The organism is Niallia circulans, from assembly GCF_003726095.1.
GTDB classification, from domain to species: Bacteria; Bacillota; Bacilli; order Bacillales; family Cytobacillaceae; genus Niallia; species Niallia circulans_A.
This window is the reverse complement of sequence record NZ_CP026031.1, coordinates 4495768-4512356: the sequence shown is the minus strand read 5'-3', so window position 1 is coordinate 4512356 and position 16589 is coordinate 4495768. Positions and strand designations below refer to the sequence as shown.

Below are 16589 nucleotides of genomic sequence, written 5' to 3'. Positions count from 1 at the left end.
TACTCGTCAATACAAAAAGCGAACAATTATAATTAAAAATTAATAATCGTTCGCTTTCTAACAAATATTTATTTATTTATTTATACTTGCGTGGGCAATGGCTAAGCGAGCAGCAGGAATACGATATGGCGAACAAGAAACATAGTCGATACCAATATTCCGGAAGAAAGCTATCGATTTAGGATCTCCGCCAACCTCTCCACAAATACCAATCATCAAGTTTTCTTTAGTCTGTCGTGCTTTCATTACTGCTAATTTAATTAATTCCCCTACTCCATTTTGATCGAGAGTTTGAAAAGGATCATTCGTCATAACATTTTTCTCTTTATATGAATTAATAAATTTCCCAATATCATCTCTAGAAAAGCCATATGTCATTTGTGTAAGATCATTTGTACCGAAACTAAAAAAATCGGCTTCTTGAGCAAGTTGATCGGCTATTATACAGGCACGTGGTAATTCAATCATTGTTCCGATTTCATACGGAAAAGGCTCCATTTGATGATTAACAAAGATATTTTCAATTGTTTCTATTAAAAATGCCCTCACATAGGCCAGTTCTTCTTTTTCTGCCACAAGCGGAATCATAATTTCAGGAAAGACAGTATAGCCTTCTTTTGTTAACTGGATTGCGCTATGGAAGATAGCCCTTACTTGCATCTGATAAATTTGTGGTTCAGTTATTCCTAGACGACAGCCACGATGGCCTAACATTGGGTTCGTTTCTTGCAGCCTCTTAATTTGTTTTTCAACAATCGATGGATGTTTATTTAACTTTGCCGCTAACTGTTTCATCTCAATTAGGTCACGAGGCAGAAATTCATGCATAGGCGGATCTAATAAGCGAATGACCATTCGTTTATCTTCAACAACTTGAAACATCTGGTAAAAATCTTCTTGTTGGAAGGCCTGCAATTTGTCTAATGCATCTCTGATTTCTTCTTTATTCTCCGCTAATATCAAACGGCGCATTTCCAGCACTCGTTCTTCACCAAAAAACATATGCTCCGTTCTCGCTAATCCTATACCAGTTGCTCCAAACTCAATAGCCGTTTTTAAATCGTGAACTGTCTCAGCATTCGCACGTACTTGTAAATCAGCATATGCATCAGCCCAAGAAAGAAGAAGCTGTAAATTCTGGTCGTTTTCCGCTGTAACAGTAGGGACTTCGCCCAAGTACAATTTACCAGCAGTACCATCTACAGAGAGAAGGTCGCCTTCAGTCAAAATCCTTTCTCCACATGTAATTGTTTTCAATTCTTCATTGACAGTTAATCCTTCACATCCTGTTATACAGCAAGTTCCCATTCCTCGGGCAACAACTGCTGCATGCGAAGTCATTCCTCCTCGACTTGTAACGATAGCCTCGCTGACAACCATTCCCTCAATATCTTCGGGTGAAGTTTCTTGTCGCACAAGAATTACTTTCTGGCCAAGAGCATGACATTCTTTTGCTTTTTCCGAAGTAAAAACAATGGCACCAGTAGCTGCGCCAGGACTGGCCGGTAAACCCTCTGCCAGTAATTCGACGTTTTGAATAGCCTGTGGATCAAATATAGGATGGATCAATTGATCAATCGTTCCAGGTGAAATACGTAATAAAGCTTCACTCTTTGTAATTAATCCTTCCTTAACTAAATCTACTGCAATTTGCAGTGTCGCTTTAGCCGTCCTCTTTCCGTTTCTTGTCTGCAGAATAAATAATTCCCCTTTTTCAATCGTGAATTCAATATCTTGCATATCTTTATAATGCTGTTCCAGTATATTGGCATATCTTTTAAAATCTGCATATGCTTTCGGAAGGATTTGTTGTAATGATTCGATAGATTCTGGTGTACGGATACCCGCTACCACATCTTCCCCTTGAGCATTTAGCAGAAATTCACCAAACAATTTATTTTCGCCAGTGGAAGGATTCCTTGTAAACACAACACCTGTACCGCTTTCATTTCCGCTATTCCCAAAAACCATTGATTGAATATTTACTGCTGTTCCTAAATGATGAGGAATTTCATGTAATTCACGATAAACCTTTGCTCGATGATTATTCCATGATTTAAAAACAGCTTTAGTAGCTTCAAATAATTGATCTATTGGATTTTGTGGAAAAACCCTATTGTTTTCCATATATAGCTCTTTAAAAGACTCGATTAATTGCAAATGGTCCTTTTCTTGAAATTCTGCAACTGTTTTACTAAGTTGTTTTTCCATTTTTCGGAGTCGTATATTAAATTTATCCTTATGTATGCCATAAACTACATCACCAAACATTTGCAATAATCTTCGATAACAATCAAATGCAAAATCTATACTAGTTAATTGAGCTAAAGATTGAACTCGTAGATCATTTAATCCTAAGTTAAGAATCGTATCCATCATACCTGGCATAGAAAATGCTGCACCACTTCTTACAGAAACTAATAAAATATTTTCCTCGCCTGTAAAGGATTTTTTCGTCTCTGTCTCCAATTTTATAACCGCTTCCAAAATATCCTCTTTTAACCAGCTTTCAAAAAAAGAAGGTTCTCCCAGATACTTCATGCAGCTTTCCGTTGTGATCGTAAATCCTGCTGGCACCGGTAACCCTAAACGAGTCATTTCAGCTAAATTTGCCCCTTTGCCGCCTAATAATCCTTTATCTTCACTACTTCCTTCCTCGAAAAAATAAATCAACTTTTCCATCGTCTACCTCCATATTTTAAATATGTATCACATTAACTTTATTTACACTTTAATATGATACATATATAGTTGTCAATATTAAAAATAACACACATATTAAAGTTGAATAATTAAATTATCGATGTATAATAGAGCCATAATGATGATAATCCTATTATCTATTTAAACTATCTATTTTTCGGGAGATAATAATGAAACTAAGTGAAAGACAAGAAAAAATTATTAAAATAGTCAAAGAATATCAACCTGTAAGTGGAGAAAAGGTGTCTGATTTGTTGGATGTATCAAGAGCCACCCTGCGATCAGATTTATCTTTTTTAACGCTTGTTGGAATCTTACAAGCTACCCCCAAAATTGGGTACACCTATTCGGGATCAGATTTAGAGAAATTTTTCTTTTTTAAAACTTTCAATACAAAAGTAAATGAGATAATGATGCCGCCGTTAATGGTTAATCAAGATACTTCCATTCGAGATGCTATAACAACTTTATTTATGTATGATGTAGGTTCATTATATGTCACTGGAGAAGAAAAGCTTCTATTAGGGGTTTTATCAAGAAAGGACCTATTAAGAGCCTCATTAAATACGAATATAGATCAGACACCTGTAGCGGTCTGTATGACTCGCGTACCTCATATTAAAGTCTGTAAAAAAGACATGGACATCTTAGAAGCGGCAAGTATTCTTCAAGATTTTGAGGTGGACTCATTACCTGTTGTGGATGATGAAAATGAAAGAAAAGTGATTGGAAAAATCACTAAAACCAGAATATTAAATTTCATTATTCAACAGGCAAGAAAGGCAGAATTAAATGAATAGAGGAGATTTTTTATGAAAAATGAAATCATTGTATATACCATTTCCGATTCAATAGGGGAAACTTCACAAAAATTATTAGCAGCTGTAACTGCTCAATTTCCAGATTTGGTATTCAACAACAGCTACCGTTTTTCTTTTGTTAACAAAGAAGAAGAGTTAGTTGATATATTAAATGACGCGTTAAAAGATGATGCAGTAGTAGTTAGCACATTAGTTGATAACCATTTAGCTAATGTTGCTAAAGACTTCAGTAAGCGAACAAAGTTACATTACTTGGATTTAATGAATCCCTTTTTTGAGATTATTAAATCTAAAACAGGTTATACCCCCATAGAAGAACCTGGTATTGTACATAAGTTAGATACAGAATATTTTAATAAAATAGCAGCAATCGAATTTGCAGTAAAATATGATGATGGAAAGAACCCGCAAGGATTTCTTCAATCCGATGCTGTAATACTCGGTGTTTCCCGTACTTCCAAGACTCCTTTGAGTATGTATTTAGCCAATAAAGGTTATAAAGTATCAAATTTACCACTTATACCTGAAGTCCCCTTACCTACCATATTAGAGAAGCTAGAGGGGCAGAAGATAATCGGCTTGATTTGTAATCCAGAAAAACTATCCAGAATCAGAAGTAATCGCTTAGATTCTTTAGGATTGAGTCACTCATCTAGTTATACAAATTTAGAAAGAATTTATGAAGAGCTAGAGTATTCAAAACAAGTATTTAAAAAGCATAATGCCTATGTTATTGATGTAACAGATAAATCAATTGAGGAAACAGCTTATCTAGTAGAAAAACATCTAAAAGAAGTAAGTATCCACCGGTAGAGCCGGTGGATACTTACTTCTTCTTGTATCAACGCATTCTCGATTATTCAATTACATGAAATAATGATCCGTTTTTTTCCGATAAAACAATATTGCATACCAGCACTTATTCTTATTCCTCTATATTTCCACCTTCTTTTCTTAAGAAATTCAATGAATGACAAACAGCTTGAATTAGCCCAACTTCTCTTTGTAGTATGCTAACATTATATTGATTCTAAGAACAATTTTTAATTAATATAAGTAAAGAGAGATGATTTTTAGTGGAATTATCATTTTTAATGTTTGCATTAATTGGTGTTATTATTGGAATTCTATCAAGTATGTTTGGCTTTGGGGGTGGATTCGTAGTAGTTCCTATCCTATTTGCATTTTTACCAGATTCTATTCCAAGCGAATATTTAATGCATACAGCTATTGGTACATCATTAGCAGTTATGATTATAAATTCATTCAATTCAACATATAATCATGCGAAAAAAGGCAATGTGACATGGTCAGTCTTCAAACTATTAGTAGGGTATATTGCAATAGGTTCTTTAATAGGTGGTATGCTTGCAGTCTATATTGATAGCGATTTCCTTAGGTTTGCGTTCATTGGTCTCTTAATTTACGTTTTGGTTTCAAACATTTTCAAAAAATCATTCACCAGAGAGATTGATGAACAATCATTTCATATGCCTAAGCAAAGTTCAGCATCTTTTATTGGAATAGGCATTGGATTTCTTTCAACCTTGTTAGGTATTGGCGGAAGTACCATGACAATTCCTTACCTTAGAAATAGAGGTATGCGTATGATACACTCTGTAGCTCTGGCTACCCCATTAGGTCTGCCAATTGCTATCGTTGGAGCCCTTACTTATTTAATTACAGGAATACAGATAGATACAATGCCTTCATCCACTCTAGGGTTTATATACTTACCTGCGCTAATCGGGTTTACAATCGGTGGTTTTGTTGGCGTACCTATTGGAAGATCTTGGGCTCAAAAGTTATCTGACAAACTTTTTTCCAAAATATACTTAATTCTTCTGTTTATTGTGGTCATTATGATGATTATAAGCTAATTATGGAATAACATTATACATAGAGATATTTATTATAATATAACCAAGTTATCTCAGAAAATGTTCCCTACCAAAATTCAATGAACAAACAAAATTCCCTACCAAAATTGTTTCTTGGTAGGGTTTTTGGTAGGGAACCATATTATTTTATATAGTATTTGACCATTTTTTACAAGGTTAAATCCTTATAAATCGGTGTTCCCTCTTCAAATGTATTCTTATTCCCACTCAATCGTCGCAGGCGGCTTACTAGTAATGTCATACACGACGCGGTTAATATGGGCTACTTCATTAACGATTCTTGTCGAAATCACTTCTAGTACATCCCATGGCAGTCTTGCCCAGTCAGATGTCATTCCATCGATAGAAGTAACTGCTCGAATACCGATTGTATAATCATACGTACGTGCATCTCCCATAACTCCAACACTGCGGATATCAGGAAGGACAGTAAAGTATTGCCATACATCGCGTTCTAAGCCAGCTTTTTTAATTTCTTCGCGTAAAATGGCATCTGATTCACGGACGATTTCTAGTTTTTCTTCTGTAATAGCTCCTAATACACGAATCCCTAAACCTGGGCCCGGGAATGGCTGTCTCCACACAATATCATCAGCTATTCCTAATTCAGAACCTAAAGCACGTACTTCATCTTTAAATAGCGTATTTAAAGGTTCAATTAATTGGAATTGCATGTCTTCAGGAAGTCCGCCTACATTATGATGGGACTTAATGGTTTGTGCAGTAGCTGTACCACTTTCAATAATATCTGTGTAAAGAGTACCTTGTGCTAAGAAATCAATTCCTTCTAATTTTGCTGCTTCATCATCAAACACATAGATGAATTCATTTCCGATAATTTTTCGTTTTTTCTCAGGGTCACTTACACCTTCTAACTTAGACATAAAACGTTCTTTCGCATCTACTTTAATGACATTCATGTTAAAGCCTTCTGTGAAAGTTTTCATTACCCCTTCCGCTTCGCCTTTGCGAAGAAGTCCATGGTCTACAAATATACAGGTTAATTGATCGCCAATAGCTTTATGAATCAACACAGCAACAACAGAAGAATCTACTCCACCACTTAAGGCGCAAAGAACTTTCTTGTCGCCGACTGTCTGGCGAATTTTTTCCATTTCAATTTCAATGAAGTTCTCCATTGACCAGTCACCTTTGCAGCCACAAACACCGAATACAAAGTTTTTCAATAATTCATTTCCATATACAGAGTGACGTACTTCTGGGTGGAATTGAACAGCATATAATCCTTTTTCTTCATTACTCATCGAAGCAATCGGACAAGAAGCGCTTGTTGCATCAATTGTAAATCCAGCAGGAGCTTCGACCACTAAATCACCATGGCTCATCCAAACAATTTGTTCTGTTGGAAGGTCAGTGAATAATTTAGAGTTGTTTTCGATATTAATTGCTGCTTTTCCATATTCACGATGCTTTGCTTTTTCCACTTTTCCGGCAAAATGTTGGGTCATCAATTGCATTCCATAACAAATGCCAAAAATAGGAAGTTCTAAATCGAATATTTTTTCATCTACGCCAAATGCATTTTCATCATATACACTATTAGGTCCGCCTGAAAAAATGATTCCAGAAGGGTTTAATTCCTTAATCTCTTCAGCTGTAATGGTATGTGGATGCAACTCACTATATACTCCAAATTCTCTAATTCTTCTTGTAATCAATTGATTATATTGACTACCAAAATCTAGGACAACGATCATTTCCTGACCTTCTATATGCGCTTTCCCCATTCCTATTCACCCCAACTACTCTATTTGAATTTCTCTTCTTACTATTTCCAAATACCTTCATTATTCATGCTTATCTTTTTCTCTTAATCAGATTTTGTTTTTTACAAAAAAGCTGATTTCGAAAGAAAACAACCACCTTTTATAAAATACCAACAAAAAAAGACTAGAATCCGCCTCAAATAAAAACGAAGGCAGAATTCTAGTCTTCTTCATAAAAGCTAAATAAATCAAAGACTTATCTGCCTTCATAGTCAGATCATTTAAGGCGACCCGGTAGAGACTCTCGAACCATATCATCGAGGATATATGAAGGAATTATATATAGATGTGAATATTGTAACAACATGTCGAATCGATGGTCAAGCTGTTGTTTTTTTAATTAAATTTTCCCACAATTCTTTCACATCTTCCCAAGTCTCTTTTTGTATATAACCTTTATACAGATATTCCTCATATTTAGCAGTCAATTGGCTCATTTCTTCACTTGAATAAATATGATCTATTTGCTTTGCATACTCTCTTAAGGTAATTTCTTCCTTCTTGCGGAGTCCGGCTATCTCTAGTAGATGCAGCAGCACCATATAAGCTTTTGGAAAATTAGCTTCCTCTGTTGTATTTCGGAATTTCCAAATGTAATAATAAGGAAGCCATTTATAGCGAAATTTATAGGCTGCTAATCCTGCTGTAATGATGATTACTAGAACTATAGTGACCCACTGCCAATTTTCTTTAGCAGTAGTTTTATAACTTTCCCATCCTTCTGTAGATGGTGATGCTTGCTCTATTGTTTGCTCTGGAGTTTCTGGTTTTTGTTCTGGCGTTTTTGGCTGTTGTGCCTTTTCCTCTGGTGTTTGTGTTTCATTATTCTCAGTATTTCGATTGCTTTCCACATCATTAATATACGTATTCGCATTAGAGAATCCTTGCGTTGGCTCAAAGGAAACCCAGCCTACTTCTGGAAAATAAACCTCTACCCATGAATGTGCATTATTATTTGTAACCTCATAGCGGCGAATATCCCCGTCCGCTTCTACAAATTCTCCCTCTGTAAAACCTTTAACCCATCTTGAGGGAATCCCAATAGAACGCAGCAGGGTAACCATAGAAGTCGAATAGTTATCACAATAACCCAGCTTTGTTTCAAATAAGAATTGATCCACATAATCCTCTTCCTCATTCGGGACTGCAACATTATTTTGACTATAAGCAAAACCATTAGAGGAGAAATAAGTTTCTATCGCACGTACCTTTGCAAATAGATTTTCATCATTTTTCGTTATATCAACAGCAAGATCTTTCACTCTTTGCGGCAATGAATCGGGAAGCTGAAGGTAGCGTTTCACCATGTCTGGATTATTTCTTATAAAGTCTTCCATATCAGCTGTTGTTAACGCATTTAGACTGTATTCCGGCACATCAAATTTAACCGAGTAACTTTCTACATATCCATTAAAAACACCACGTTCATTCCCACTTTCAATTTCCATGAACGAATTAGCAGCAGATACTTCTTTTACCCCTAATGGGTATAGTAAATAAGAAAAGCCATTGGTAAATTGCACGGTGCTTTCAGACTCTGTCCGCTTCACATTTTCCCCTTCTACAAAAGAGACAAAAGGAATTTCGCCACCTTGATCTAATACTTCAAAGTTGTCCCGATTTAATTTTAAAGATTCCTCTGATTGGACCCAGCCTTTTCCGGTATAAGTATCTTTCGTTTCTACCTTCCAATAATGAGGCTCTTCTACCTCCGCAACAAAGACCAAGGAAGAATCACCAATAAAGTCTCCCCCTAACCTCGAATCATCGACACTATAACCAACTCGATGAACACCGCTTCCTAGAATATCTCCGTCCTCTTCTCCTCCTTTATCCCCCATTGTCTGGATAAAAGGAACAGGATCTGGCCAAATAGGATCTGCCTTTGGTGATAAGTAGCCAATCCCAGCACTTCCAATTACGAATAAAAGTAAAGGAATCATCCATTTTACGATCGAACTGTTAGTATTTCTAGCTCCTTCTTTATCACTTAATCGAAAGAATGTTAACATGCCCATTGCTGTAAAACCTATGATTACCGTACGAATAATTGCCGCATCAGCACTATAAATCGTAAAAGTATCTAATACGGTAATATAAATAATTGTCAGCAAAAAGAATGTAAAAATCTTTCTTCGCTTAATTAGCCAATAATCAATTAAATACGCCATCAGCCATAATAAAATGAAACAGAGACTGCTTTTAAACATATTTGTCATTTCCGGCCACTTTGTATTAAATACCAATGCTAAATTATCGATAAATTCGGCTGCAAAAGGTTGAATCCATTGAAAAGTAAAAAATGATTCCTCATAATATAAATATTGAAGAATAAATATAATATAAACAGTCTTTAATGTGCCGCTTACCCAGCTCGGTGTCCGGAAAAAGGCTAACAATAAAGATAACGCAAGAAATAAGTGAAAAACAATCACATTCTCTGTATTCGTTAATGCTTCCAACGGTCCGAGCCATTCACAAATTAATAAAAAACCTAAAATATATAATAAAAAATTGGCAATTGTGATATGTTGTTTGCTATAGGGTGTTCCCATTTATGCCACCCCCTCTCCAAGAGCCTCTTTAAATCTCCCCTTAGAAACAGGAATGATTCGAATGCCCTTTTTTCCAGCAAATGCACTTAATGTTCTTTCTTCATTAGATAAACCTTCCTTTTGTCCCGTGATGGTAAATATCACAATATTATATCTTTTACTTGCCAACCACCCAGCTTTATCTATAAGTTCTCTCGTTACTTGGGAAGTAATTAACATGATAGTGGCCTGTGGGGGCAATTGACTACTTTCATTATCTAAAACCTCTGCTAATGTGATTTCCTTTGTAGTACGTACTTTCGCTAAATGATGGAGAAGGTATTGTTGGTGACTTTCCCCTCCTCTTATTGGAAAAATTTTACGATCCGTATCTACCGATAATAAGCCTACTTGCGCACCTTTTTTTAAAATAGCTCGAATGATAGAAGCGGTGAAAGACACTGTCGTTTCCATTCTTTTATTTTCTTGGCAATCCATCACAATCATAATGTCATGCGACTGCTTTTGTTCAAATTCCTTTGTCATCATATTATTGCGCCTTGCACTTGCTTTCCAGTTAATCCATGAAAAGCGGTCACCTGGCTGATACTCTCTCACACCAACTGCCATTGTCGTATCTCGCTGCACTCGCTCCTTCGATGAAGTCATTCCCTGCTCATAGTGATTTTCCAGCGGTTTATATATCATTTCTTCAATAGGAGGATACACTAGAATCCGTTCTACTTGAATATAGACCTTCTCCTTCTCAATCAGACCTAAAGGGTCGCCTAATTGGAGACAGATTTGATCAAATACATGCTCTCCTCTTGGCAACTCCTTCACTGTATAATTAAAGCGTAGTCTCCGCTTTAATCCAGGCATTAGCATTCTCTTTTCTTCTATTTTCTGCCCCACTGTGGAACTAAAGGAATCTCTCACCACCATATAAAAAACAGGAAAAAACGAGTTTCTCGTTAATTCAATTTCTACATGCATTTCTTCTTTCGCACTATATTCATATTTCAAAATCTTTCGTTTCACTTGCCAATCCCGCATTGGATAGACTGCAATAAAAAGACCATATAAAGCAAATGGTAAAAAACTATAAAATAAAAACCAGCTTACAAACCCACCTTGAAACATAGCATAGGAAAATACCATCACTATTAATAAAAATAGCAAAATTAATTTCCAAATCCGATTTAATTTTTGCAAAGATCTTTTCATTACTTCACTAACCTTTGTACCGGGACAGATACTTGCCCAATAATTCGATTAATAATTTCTTCTGCTGTTATCCCATCGAACTTTGTTTCTGATTTTAAAATCATTCGATGAGCAAAAACAGCTTTTACTAAGAATTGCACATCATCTGGGATGACATAATCTCTTCCTTGAATAAAGGCATAGCTTTGTGATGCTCTCATTAATGCAATGGAACCCCTCGGACTGACCCCTAGATAAACACTCGCATTTTCTCTTGTTGCAGTAGCGAGTTCCACAATGTATTTTTTAATCGTCTCATCCACATACACTTGTCTTACTTCATTTTGAAGAGTAAGTAACTCATCTAAGCTAACAACTGACTCTAATTTTTCAATTGGCGCTGCTACTTGGACTCTAGTTAACACTTCTATTTCTTCTTCTACAGTTGGATATCCCATATTCATTTTCAATAAGAAGCGATCTAATTGTGCTTCTGGTAGAGGATAGGTTCCTTCATATTCAATTGGGTTCTGGGTTGCCATAACAAAGAATGGCTTTTGTAACTGATGTGTCACACCATCAATCGTTACACTACTTTCCTCCATCGCTTCCAAAAGAGCTGACTGAGTCTTTGGAGATGTCCGATTTATTTCATCAGCTAGAATAATATTTCCCATGATTGGTCCTGGCACGAATTGAAATTCTAGCTCTTTCGGGTTATAAATAGACACTCCCGTTACATCAGAAGGTAAGAGGTCTGGAGTGAATTGAATTCTACGAAAATTAGCTCCCACTGATTTCGCTAAAGCTCGCACCATCATTGTTTTCCCAACTCCTGGAACATCTTCTAATAAAACATGCCCTTGGGCAAGCAAAGCAATTAAACTCAGTTCTGCTACATCCCTTTTCCCAATCATCACCTTTTCGATATTACCGATTATTCTGTTAATTACCAAACTATGATTTCCTGCCATTCTTCTCCTCCTGTTGCATTTCTAGTAACTTGCTAGTTTATGTGATTGTTACGACCCTATCTTTCAACTAAGCAATCATTTTCTTACTAGTAACCAATCGATTCTTTTCATCTAGCTTCTATATCTAGCATTGCCATTTTTTAAGATAAAAATTCCTGTGGATTTAAACCTAATTCTCGACAAATTTCTGTCACCACTTGTTTTTCCCTTTGATCGAAATGACCATCTGCATATCCAATCGCAATACAATACCGAGCTACAAGTCTAGCAATCTCTGGCTTTGAACGAACTTTTCCTAGTGCTCGAAAGCTTTCAGCTCTACCAATAATTTGATCATATTCTATTTTTCGGACAAAGTAATTAAATTGCTGAATTACTTTATTTGTATCAAAAACACGTAATTCCTCACTTTGATGGATAAACTCCATCATTTTTTGTTCTTCTGCATGGTCTAGCCTTCCATCAGCCATTCCTACTAATGCACATGCAGCGACAACAGCGTCAAGTACATCTGGATTTTTATAGCGCATAAAGAGATCTCTAGCTCTTTGTTTCTGCTGCCTTCCCCATTCAGCATAATCCGTCTGAGATGGAGACCAACTATAGCCACAACTATTGCAAGTTATTTTCAGCTGTCCTTTTCCGATAAATCCACCTAATAAACCGACAGGTCCTAAAATCAATCCTCCAATTGCCGCTTTGCCAATTCCGAAGCCTTTTTCGCCGGTACGGACATTTGTACTTCTACATCTTATACACTGCATATGATCACTAGAATAAGCGTCATTAACAGCATCTTGTCCATACATTTGTGGATTTCTATTAGTATAAGACTGTTGCCAGTTTGGCTGATAAGCCCCGCTACTTGAAGCCGGATAAGTTTGCGTTTCAAATGACTGGTAGTAAGGCCTATTAGGTTCTTGATAAGCTTGTTGGATAGAATCATTAGGATAGGCAGGTGCTTGGGGTTCATCATCAACTGTTACTCCAAAATTGCTGCATAAGGCAGCTAACCCACCTTGAAAGCCACTTCCGACAGCATTAAATTTCCATTCTCCGTGATGTCGGTATAGCTCTGCTGCAACAATAGCAGTTTCAACTGTATAATCTCTTCCAAGATTAAAACGAAGAAGTTCTACTTGATCTCCCTCATTAAATACTCTGACATAGGCATTAGATATTTGTCCAAAATTTTGTCCTTTATTATAAGCGTCATGAATGGTAATGGTAAAAGCAATGCGTTGAATAGTGGAAGGTACTTGGGATAAATCCACTCGAATTTGTTCATCGTCCATTCTGCCATGCCCGCTCCGGTTATCTCCACTATATACTACCGATCCATTAGGACCAGTTGGATTATTATAAAATATAAAATCATTATCACTCCATACTTTATGATTATCGCCCAACAAAAAAGCTGACGCATCTAAATCATAGTTGGCACCATGCTGATTGATATCCCAGCCTAAACCAATTACTACATTCCTTAACCCAGGATGTGATTTTGTCAAATCTATCTTTTGACCCTTGCTTAGCATAACCCCCACAAAGAACCTCTCCTTTTTTACATTCAAATTCTTCCAACTATCGATACCTATTATTTTACAGCATTATCTAGGTAATTGTACGTATATTCATTTACAGTTATATTACAACTACCCCTTTTACGATATAAAACATGAAAAAGTTTCTTCTTTTAGCAACTCCTTATTATCCTTTTTCTTTCTATACCTTTTCTCTTCTAATTTGTAATTTTTTTTGGAGGTTTGTCATAAAAAAGATAAAGTAGACATGTTTGTCATGAATTTGGTAGGTTCGTAACGGTTATTTAACCAAACAAAATTCACTTGTACTGTAGAATGGAATAGGTAAAGGAGTTGTTATGTATGTTATTGGGTTCCCTTATTTGTAAGATACGAAAATATCATAAATATAATTATTATTACAGTGGTATATGCATCACTTGCGGAGAAGTAAGAAAAGAATACGAGAAAGTACAAGAAGACACCATAGAGGAACAAGCAGAGGAAAAAGATATTACAGATCGATCGATTACACAGTAATCATTTATCATATAAAATTCTATCCCTTCTTCATTTAAGGCTTTGTTCAATGAATCGTTTTGGCAAAAAATAAATACTTTCTAAACAATATTTTACTTGAACAAAGCCTAAGTGATTTAACTTATCTTCAATAATTAAAACTTCTATCAGCGGGAGGTTCTTCCTCCGCACTGATGGTTATATTTGGACCACTAATGGAATAACTAACGATTAACAACTCTTTGTATATGAATAGCTAAATATAACTTTTCATTATCTGTTAAAGAATAATTGAATTGACTTTCAATATATTCATTTATTTTTTCCGTGCATCTAAAGGCTTCTCTATGCTTATGTTTCACCATTTCGAATAGATATGGATCATCATCATCCATGTATGTCTTGCTATAGAGCCTTTGTGCAAAGAACTTCAAATGAGTAAGAAATCGAAAATAGTTTAAAGAGTCCTCATCAAATTCCATCTTATAATGGTATTTAACAATATTTAATATATTTTGCATAACCTTTGTGATGTTTGCAATATTAGGCATTTCTTGACTCAGGTCTGAATTAACTAGATGCATTGCAATAAAACCAGCTTCATCTTCTGGCAGCTCAATACCTAATTTCTCTTTCATTAGTTGAATGGTCTCTAATCCAATAGCAAACTCTTCCTTATAAAACCTTTTTATTTCCCATAATAAAGCGTTCTTAATTTCAAACCCCTTTTGGATTCTCTGAACAGCAAAATGCAAATGATCGGTTAAAGAGATATAAAAACTATCATTTAACTTTCTGCCTAGCCTGCTGCTAGCAATCTTAATGACTTCCTCTGTGATTTCGATATATTCAACAGGTACTTCATATAAAAGTGTTTTAAACTTTTCCGACATATCATTATTTTTCAAAGCAAATACTTTTTCTATTTTTGCTTCTTCCACTAAATCACCAGGCTTCTTTTGAAAAGCTATACCTCTACCCATTACTACTAATTCTTCGTCTTGTTCATTAAACGCAGCAATTACATTATTGTTATATACTTTTTCTATTTTCATTTGACCACCTGTAGTTTAATATGGCTTTTTTTCCTTATCATGGATAAGTGATCGTGATAATGGTTTAAAAATAGGAAAGAAGGAAAGCTGAAAAATCAACTTTCCTATTTCCAATTATACATTCTCTCCATTAGAGGCTATAACCTCTTTATACCAATCAAAGCTTTTTTTCTTTGATCGCTCTAATGTTCCGTTCCCTTCGTTATCTTTATCTACATAAATATAGCCATAGCGTTTTTTCATTTCACCAGTAGAGGCACTTACAATATCAATTGGCCCCCAGCTCGTATATCCGATCATTTCTACACCATCCTCTATGGCCTCAGACATTTCTAACACATGCTTTCGTAGATAATCTATCCGATAATCATCCTTTACCTCTCCATCTTCCGAAGGAATGTCGACAGCACCTAACCCATTTTCTACTACAAATAGTGGCTTTTGATAGCGATCATACAATTGATTTGCAGTGATACGGAAACCTTTAGGATCAATCGTCCAACCCCATTCCGACTTTTCCAAGTATGGATTTTCAATAGAACCAAACACATTGCCCGAAGTCTGCTTATTGACCTCTGGATTTGTACTTGTCGTACGACTTGCATAATAACTAAAGCCTATATAGTCAACCGTATACTTCTCTAATAACGCTTCATCCTGCTCTTCCATTTCAATCTTTAAATTCTTATCTCGGAAAAACCTTTTCGCATAGCCAGGATATTTCCCACGAGATTGAACGTCTATGAAAAAGAAAGAATCTCTATCTTTTTCCATTGCATCCAAGACATCATCTGGATTACAGGAATATGGATATGTTTGACCCGCCGCCAGCATGCAGCCAATTTTCATATCAGGATTAATCTCATGTCCAGCCTTTACAGCTAAGCTGCTAGCAACCAATTGATGATGGGCTGCTTGATATTTCACTTGAAGCTTATCTTCTCCTTCTTCAAATACCAAACCTGCTCCAACAAACGGTAAATGTAAAAGCATATTGATTTCATTAAAGGTCATCCAATATTTCACTTTATCCTTATATCGCTCAAATAAGGTAGTTGCATATTTTTCAAAGAAATCGACTAATTTACGATTTTTCCAGCTGCCATAATTCTTTACTAAATTTATTGGTACATCAAAATGAGCAATGGTTACGACTGGCTCGATTCCATATTTTAAGAGCTCATCGAAAACATTATCATAAAATTTCAATCCCGCTTCATTTGGAGTAGCGTCATCTCCGTTTGGAAAAATTCTTGCCCATGAAATTGATAAGCGCAATGCTTTAAATCCCATTTCTGCAAATAAAGCAATATCTTCTTTATAACGATGATAAAAATCAATCGCTTCATGTGAAGGGTAAAATTCTCCTTCAAGTGGTTGATAGGAAGGAAGCTTCCCCATCATAATTTCAAATCTTTTATCACCAGTTGGTAATAAATCAACAGTAGTTAACCCCTTTCCATCCTCTAAATAGGCTCCTTCTGCTTGATTAGCGGCAATTGCACCGCCCCATAAAAAACCTTTTGGAAATGCCATAATGTCTCATCCTTTCTCCTAATTCTTGCT

General features: G+C 35.7%; 12 protein-coding genes and 1 riboswitch. Of the genes, 4 read left to right on the top strand and 8 right to left on the bottom strand.

Going from position 1 to position 16589, the window contains the following annotated elements:
• Positions 1-72: 72 nt before the first annotated feature.
• Positions 73-2682, bottom strand: a complete 2610-nt coding sequence (gene ppdK, locus C2I06_RS21640) for a pyruvate, phosphate dikinase (protein ID WP_123258834.1) — start codon at positions 2680-2682, stop codon at positions 73-75.
• Between the two features lie 191 nt (positions 2683-2873).
• On the opposite strand from ppdK, the gene C2I06_RS21635 reads away from it, so the two are divergent.
• The 3 genes from C2I06_RS21635 to C2I06_RS21625 all read left to right on the top strand — a co-directional run bounded on the left by C2I06_RS21635 (position 2874) and on the right by C2I06_RS21625 (position 5404).
• Positions 2874-3503, top strand: coding sequence for a CBS domain-containing protein (locus tag C2I06_RS21635; protein WP_095333060.1), 630 nt, complete (start codon positions 2874-2876; stop codon positions 3501-3503).
• A 12-nt stretch (positions 3504-3515) separates the two neighbouring features.
• Complete coding sequence (locus C2I06_RS21630; RefSeq protein ID WP_123258833.1) at positions 3516-4337, top strand: pyruvate, water dikinase regulatory protein; 822 nt, start codon at positions 3516-3518, stop codon at positions 4335-4337.
• Positions 4338-4600: 263 nt separating this feature from the next.
• Positions 4601-5404, top strand: a complete 804-nt coding sequence (locus C2I06_RS21625) for a sulfite exporter TauE/SafE family protein (protein ID WP_123258832.1) — start codon at positions 4601-4603, stop codon at positions 5402-5404.
• A gap of 218 nt (positions 5405-5622) precedes the next feature.
• On the opposite strand, the gene guaA is transcribed toward C2I06_RS21625, so the two are convergent.
• From guaA to C2I06_RS21600, 5 genes are all read right to left on the bottom strand, one after another.
• Positions 5623-7173, bottom strand: coding sequence for a glutamine-hydrolyzing GMP synthase (gene guaA / locus C2I06_RS21620; RefSeq protein ID WP_095333053.1), 1551 nt, complete (start codon positions 7171-7173; stop codon positions 5623-5625).
• 228 nt (positions 7174-7401) lie between these two features.
• Positions 7402-7503: riboswitch (purine riboswitch) on the bottom strand.
• Between the two features lie 29 nt (positions 7504-7532).
• The gene (locus C2I06_RS21615; RefSeq protein ID WP_123258831.1) at positions 7533-9767 is read right to left on the bottom strand and encodes a transglutaminase TgpA family protein; all 2235 of its coding nucleotides are present in this window, start codon (positions 9765-9767) and stop codon (positions 7533-7535) included.
• Positions 9768-10973: a DUF58 domain-containing protein gene (locus tag C2I06_RS21610; protein WP_123258830.1), complete on the bottom strand. Its 1206-nt coding sequence runs from the start codon at positions 10971-10973 to the stop codon at positions 9768-9770.
• Complete coding sequence (locus tag C2I06_RS21605; protein WP_095333047.1) at positions 10973-11926, bottom strand: AAA family ATPase; 954 nt, start codon at positions 11924-11926, stop codon at positions 10973-10975. Before C2I06_RS21605 ends, C2I06_RS21610 begins: the two co-directional genes overlap by 1 nt.
• A 140-nt stretch (positions 11927-12066) precedes the next feature.
• A complete protein-coding gene (locus tag C2I06_RS21600) occupies positions 12067-13473 on the bottom strand; it encodes a TerD family protein (protein ID WP_095333045.1) in 1407 nt (468 codons plus the stop codon).
• 339 nt (positions 13474-13812) lie between these two features.
• Between C2I06_RS21600 and C2I06_RS25205 the strand changes: the two genes are divergently transcribed.
• On the top strand, positions 13813-13989 hold the full coding sequence (locus C2I06_RS25205) for a hypothetical protein (protein ID WP_163187717.1): 177 nt from the start codon (positions 13813-13815) through the stop codon (positions 13987-13989).
• A gap of 203 nt (positions 13990-14192) precedes the next feature.
• Here C2I06_RS25205 and licT read toward each other — a convergent pair whose 3' ends face one another.
• Together licT and C2I06_RS21590 are read right to left on the bottom strand one after the other, a co-directional pair.
• Entirely contained in the window at positions 14193-15023 is an 831-nt protein-coding gene (licT, locus tag C2I06_RS21595; protein ID WP_095333043.1) for a BglG family transcription antiterminator LicT, read from the bottom strand.
• Between the two features lie 114 nt (positions 15024-15137).
• Entirely contained in the window at positions 15138-16559 is a 1422-nt protein-coding gene (locus C2I06_RS21590; RefSeq protein WP_095333041.1) for a 6-phospho-beta-glucosidase, read from the bottom strand.
• Positions 16560-16589 lie beyond the last annotated feature (30 nt).